The sequence below is a fragment of the Streptomyces longisporoflavus genome (assembly GCF_014649775.1).
GTDB lineage: Bacteria > Actinomycetota > Actinomycetes > Streptomycetales > Streptomycetaceae > Streptomyces > Streptomyces longisporoflavus.
This window is the reverse complement of the sequence record NZ_BMTR01000082.1, coordinates 1-4,962: the sequence shown is the minus strand read 5'-3', so window position 1 is coordinate 4,962 and position 4,962 is coordinate 1. Positions and strand designations below refer to the sequence as shown.

6 protein-coding genes and 3 pseudogenes are annotated in these 4,962 nt (G+C 69.9%); 6 read left to right on the top strand and 3 right to left on the bottom strand.

Translation table 11 applies throughout. The features are described 5' to 3' along the window. Positions 1-180 precede the first annotated feature (180 nt). Positions 181-384 carry a hypothetical protein gene (locus tag IE226_RS43320; protein WP_190087039.1) on the top strand — a complete coding sequence of 68 codons (204 nt, stop codon included), beginning with the start codon at positions 181-183 and terminating at the stop codon, positions 382-384. Positions 385-510: 126 nt separating this feature from the next. On the opposite strand, the pseudogene IE226_RS45395 reads toward IE226_RS43320, so the two are convergent. After that, positions 511-936, bottom strand: a pseudogene (locus IE226_RS45395) (DUF4158 domain-containing protein); the annotation flags it as partial. Between the two features lie 66 nt (positions 937-1,002). On the opposite strand from IE226_RS45395, the gene IE226_RS43315 reads away from it, so the two are divergent. Further along, complete coding sequence (locus tag IE226_RS43315) at positions 1,003-1,569, top strand: Uma2 family endonuclease (RefSeq protein WP_190087038.1); 567 nt, start codon at positions 1,003-1,005, stop codon at positions 1,567-1,569. A gap of 358 nt (positions 1,570-1,927) precedes the next feature. Here IE226_RS43315 and IE226_RS45000 read toward each other — a convergent pair whose 3' ends face one another. Further along, positions 1,928-2,062, bottom strand: a complete 135-nt coding sequence (locus IE226_RS45000) for a hypothetical protein (protein WP_268251329.1) — start codon at positions 2,060-2,062, stop codon at positions 1,928-1,930. 299 nt (positions 2,063-2,361) lie between these two features. Between IE226_RS45000 and IE226_RS43305 the strand changes: the two genes are divergently transcribed. Beyond that, positions 2,362-2,637: a hypothetical protein gene (locus IE226_RS43305; RefSeq protein ID WP_190087037.1), complete on the top strand. Its 276-nt coding sequence runs from the start codon at positions 2,362-2,364 to the stop codon at positions 2,635-2,637. After that, positions 2,637-3,035 carry a PIN domain-containing protein gene (locus IE226_RS43300; RefSeq protein ID WP_190087036.1) on the top strand — a complete coding sequence of 133 codons (399 nt, stop codon included), beginning with the start codon at positions 2,637-2,639 and terminating at the stop codon, positions 3,033-3,035. Before IE226_RS43305 ends, IE226_RS43300 begins: the two co-directional genes overlap by 1 nt. Here IE226_RS43300 and IE226_RS43295 read toward each other — a convergent pair. Then, a pseudogene (locus tag IE226_RS43295) lies at positions 2,993-3,734 on the bottom strand (RNA-guided endonuclease InsQ/TnpB family protein); the annotation flags it as partial. The gene IE226_RS43300 and the pseudogene IE226_RS43295 sit on opposite strands and share 43 nt — an antisense overlap. Between IE226_RS43295 and IE226_RS43290 the strand changes: the two are divergent. Both IE226_RS43290 and IE226_RS43285 read left to right on the top strand, forming a co-directional pair. After that, positions 3,728-3,973, top strand: a pseudogene (locus tag IE226_RS43290) (hypothetical protein); the annotation flags it as partial. The pseudogenes IE226_RS43295 and IE226_RS43290 sit on opposite strands and share 7 nt — an antisense overlap. Before the next feature lie 194 nt (positions 3,974-4,167). Then, a partial coding sequence (locus IE226_RS43285) for a DUF6042 family protein (RefSeq protein ID WP_190087035.1) occupies positions 4,168-4,962 on the top strand: 795 nt, incomplete at its 3' end.

Below are 4,962 nucleotides of genomic sequence, written 5' to 3'. Positions count from 1 at the left end.
TCGGCACCCACCAACGGCCACAAGCTCTCGTCTCGTTGCCGGTCCGCAGGTCCGCCTGGAAAAGGCCAGTTCTGCCTGCCGCTGGCGGAGCCGGACTCCCGGAGTACGAAGCACAGCTGTCCGCCCACTCCGCGTCCCGGTGATCGTCCGCGACTCGGCGCCGCCGCTGCCGCTGCCGGGATGGGAGAGCGGACGGCGCCAGCCGGGCCGCCCTCCGGCGCGCAACGGCGGCGCACCGGTCACCCGCAGCCCACACCCGCCCCGGCGGCGGCCTCGGACACGCTTGGGGGCGGCGGGCTGCCCATGGAGCAGGTCGCCGCCTTCACCGCAGTCAGGCCCGACCGGATCATCGAGCACCCCGGCCTGCTCACCGCCGCCGACTGACTCACCGAAGCCGACGGCAACCAGGGACAACCGCGCGGACCGCTCGCCGAACGCGTCCAGCCGCTGTCCGGACTGCTGTAAGGCTCATCCTCGTCCCGGCCCTGGCCTCGTAGGCCCCCGACCACGATGCCGAAGGGTCACATCCATCCGTCGACGGGACGCAGGGCGGCCCAGAGGCGCCTTCGACCCCAGCGCGTACCGGGCCAGCGCCGCCATCCGGGCGCCCGGCGCAGCCGCTCCAGCTCCGAGAGCCCCCGGCGTCTTCAACGTCGCCACCCGGTCACCGGGCCGTGCCGGTTCCGCGCGGCGGGCGGCGCCCGCGACGGTGGCATGCAGCCGCTTGTCCGCGGCCTTCCGCACCTCCGACACCTGCCGGGCCAGCACCGGGACGCCCGGCAGCATCACCCGGTTGCGGCACAGCCAGCCCACCGCGTGGCCGAACAGCGCCTACGGGCCCTCGGCGTGCGTCCAGGCCCGGCCGTGCAGGAACCCACGGCACCGCCGCGACCACTCTGCATCGTCATACTCGTGGTACTCGTAGGCGTCCCGGACGGACGGCAGACAGTACGCTGAATACAGCGGGATCGGGCCCGCAACTCAGTGTCCGGGAGGTGCTTGATGACGGCCGAGATGGTGGCCCCGGCGTGGATGCATGAGCAGATCACGGCGGAGGAGTACGAGTCTTGGTCCGAGGAGCAGTGCGCCGGCATCGAGATCGTGGACGGGATGGTCGTCGTGAGTCCGAGCGCGTCCAAGCGGCACAACCGTCTGGCCCGGATTCTGGCGAACGCCCTGGATGTAGCCGCAGGTCCGGAGTGGAACGCCGACACGGACTTCGACGTCCGGCTTCAGGACGTCCCGCTCACCAATCGCCGCCCGGACGTCATCGTGTACCGCGCGGACACGATCGACATCGCCCCCACCCGCCCTGAGCACGTGCTGCTGGTCGCAGAGGTAGTGTCGCCAGGCTCGGAGACCACCGACCGGATCGTGAAGGTCGACCAGTACGCGAAGGCAGGCATCGGTTTCTACTGGCGGATCGAGCAGGCAGCGACAGGCGTTCCTCTCGTGTATACGTACGTCCTTGACCCCGCGACCAAGACCTACCGGGACGGAGACGTGTTCACCGGCGTCCTCAAGGCAGCGGCCCCCTTCCCTGTAGAGATCGACCTCGGCCAGATCTGACCCACACGCTGCTCAGCAGTCGGCAGCGCGGGAGCCGGATCGAGCGTCTGACCGTGCGGTTCTGACCAGGGGAACCCGCGCCGTGCGGCAGCGCCAGGCATCCCGGCAAGCATTCGATCCCACTCATAGAGCGGGTGTCGCAGGTTCGAATCCTGCCGGGGCACCAGTTCAGAAGGGCCTCACCTACCGTTTTCGGTAGGTGAGGCCCTTCTGGCATGTACGTCTGCCATCAACGGCGTCTGTCACTGACGACCGGGACGCCACTTCCTGAGCAGCCGTTCCGGCCCTGTTCTCGTATAGCTACGGTCAAGTGGCGTGTAGCCCTGCGTAACGACCAGGGTGTGGCATTGACGGGCCTTCAGCGTTGGGGCCCGGCCTTGAGAGCACTGACGCGGTTCTCGTACTCGCGGCGGGCCTTGCGTCGGGCGGGGACCGCCACGGTGCCGTCGAGGACCTGACAGCGGTCGAGGAGCTGACGGTGGACCGCAGGCACGGCGCTGACACGGAGGGTGTAGCCCTGGCCGGCGCCGTAGGGCCGTCCCCTGATCGAGGGCGGCTCGCTCGGCGGGCTCCAGCTCGGTGGTGCGAAGGTAGTCGGCCTTGCCCGGCATGTCGAGGGTGATCGGCAGCTCCGGCGGGTACGCACCAAGTGCATGCACGGCATCGTCCCCGTCGATGTCGCGCACTTCCGGCCGGTGGACTCCACTCTGTGGCGGGGATGCCGGGCATCTGGGGCACGGCTACAACCGCGCTCCTCTACCCATGGTAGAGGAGCGCGGTAGAGTGAAGGACATGGCAGCAGACGAGACGAGCATCAAGGTGAGCACGGCAGCCCGGGATCGGCTCGCGCAGCTTGCGGCCGAGCACGACACCACCATCCGTAGCCTGGTGGAGGACCTCGCGCAGAGCACCCCGACTCAGGCCGAGTACGCCGAACGCGCCGAGCTTGCCCGCGCTGAGCTCTCCTCCGCCCTGGGCAGCGCGCCGAGCCCGGAAGCCGAGGCGAAGGCCCGGGCTCTGCTGGAGCGCCTGGGAGCCGGCCCGTCCAGTCCGCGGACGGCTGCCTAGTGGCGGCGATCGCGGTCGTGCTGGACCACACGACCGCCGCGGCGCTGTTCGACCCGAAGGATCCGTTCAACGAGGCAGTCGCCGCGTTCTACGTCCAGGCCTCCGGCGGGCTCGGCAATCTGTATGCGCCGGTGCTCTCGCTGACGGCCGGCGACGCCGAGCGGCCCGGTCTGCTCGGCTACATCAAGGGGCTGCGGTTCATCCGGATCGAAGCGTTCGACACCGACGCCGCCGTCACCGCCACCGAACTGCTGCGCTTCGGGCACTCCTGGGCCGCCGTCCACGCCATCCACGCCGCCCGGCCGTCCGCCGCCCATCCCGGCGGACGGTTTCTGCTCACCCTGACACCGAAGGCCTACGCGGGCACCGGCGTCCAGGCCGTACACCCCGACCATTGACTCCTCCCCCATCTGAGGGGGATTCCTAGCTCACGTCGCCTGGCCCCCGGCGGGGGTGCAGGTCTTACACGATCAGCGCTAGCCGGGTGAGAGACCAGCCCGGACGAGCATCACGTGCGCGGAGTTCTTGCCCCTGGGGGATACCGCCCCGCACGCGGTGCACGTATACGTTCTCTCCGAAAGAGGCAGGCGGCGCTTGGCTCTCGCACCACACGCAGCACAGTCCATCGTCGTGCACTTCGGGTCGACCAGATGCAGGGCACGTCCGTGTTTGCGGGCCTGCTCGACCAGCGCCTTCTTGGTGGCCCCGATCGCGGCGTCGGCCGCCTTGCGTGCCATGGTCGACCTCGCGAGGAACCGCGGCCTGATGTCCTCCACGGCCAGGGTGTCAAGGTCACGGACCACGGACTTGGCCCACTTGCGGGCCGTGTCCTGCCGCTGCGCGGCGACCTTGCGGTGGAGTTTGGCAGTCTGTCGTCTCGCCGTCCGGTAGCCCTTCGAGGCGGGCTGGCCCCTCGCGGGCTTCCTGCGGGCCATCATCCGCTGGTAGCGCGCCAGCTTCTGCGCCACCGTGCGCCCGTGCCGGGCGTGCGACTCGTGCGCGTCGGAGGTCGTGGTCGCAATCTCCTTAACGCCCCAGTCGATGACCCGCCCGGCGGCGGGCAGCGTCCGGGTCGAGGCGGGCACCACGAGAGCTGCCTCTGCACGTGGCCTGGTCGGGCCGCCGCTCGTACACGCTGGACCAGCCCCGCTCGCGTATGGGGCTGTACCGCACCGTCCTGGCCGAAGGACAGCACCAGGACCTGGTCAACCTCCTCGACCGAGACCTGCTGACCGCTCAGTGGCCCACCCTGAGGACATTGATCAGCCGCCCGCTGCGCCGCACATGGGAAACGGCCTTCCCGGAACTGGCTGCCGCCAGGACCGCTGCCGCGTGAACCCGAGCGGCCTGCACCGCCAACTCCTGGCCGACGTCCTGGCCCTCGGCACGCCCTACCCCTTCGTCCTCACCGGCGGTTGTGCAGTCACCCCGGCCCGGCCCCCTGCGCGACCCCGGCCTGGAGTAGGAATCTCTCCGCACCACAGTGCGTACGCTGCCCGTGTCTGGACGTCGCTCGAGGAAGAGATGCCGATGGCTGAGGACCTGTCTGTGCCCGGGCCGCGCCGGGACGTCGCGATCCACAACGACTGGTGGCCTTCGGGCTGGGATCACGTCCTGCCCCGCCAGGGCTTCGCGCTGACGATGCTGATCGGCACCGCGAGCCAGCCGGGCTTCACCGGTTCACTGGACGACCTCCTGCAGGAGGCCTTCGACGGCCACTGGGACATGATCGGCGGCAACCTCGACGGTGCGCTCACCTTCTCCTGGCCCGATGAGGAGTGGGACTACGAGGCGGCACCGGAGGGCCGCGAAGCGTGGGAGGAGAGTCGCTGGCAGGACTTCGCCGCCATGCTCACCGCTGCCGGTTTCCCCGTGCCCACGACCGTGCGGGACCTGTCCGAGCTCTACCTGAGCTGGGGCCTGGCACGCCGCGAGGAGACACCGGACGGCACCCGATGGTCGATGCCTGCCGCCCTGCCGCTGCCCGGTGACCTGCTGCCCCTGAATGCCGAGCTCAGCAAGCGGCTCGACCGGATCGGCTGGACGATGCGCACCGCCCCGCTCGTCAACACCCTCATCGACCACCTGATCCACGATCTGGGTAAACCGCAGGAACTCCTCACCTCCCTGGACCGGCTGGCCGCCGCCACCGACCAGAACGCGGACGACATCCGCCTGGCCCTCACGGAGTTCGTGGAGTCCGGCGACGCCCGGCTACTGCGCGGGCAGGAGCCGGCCGACGCGGAACGCCTGGCAGCCCACCAGCGTTTCCGCCTGGTCATGGACTGGGATCACTTCAACGAAACCCGGATCCAGCTGACCTTC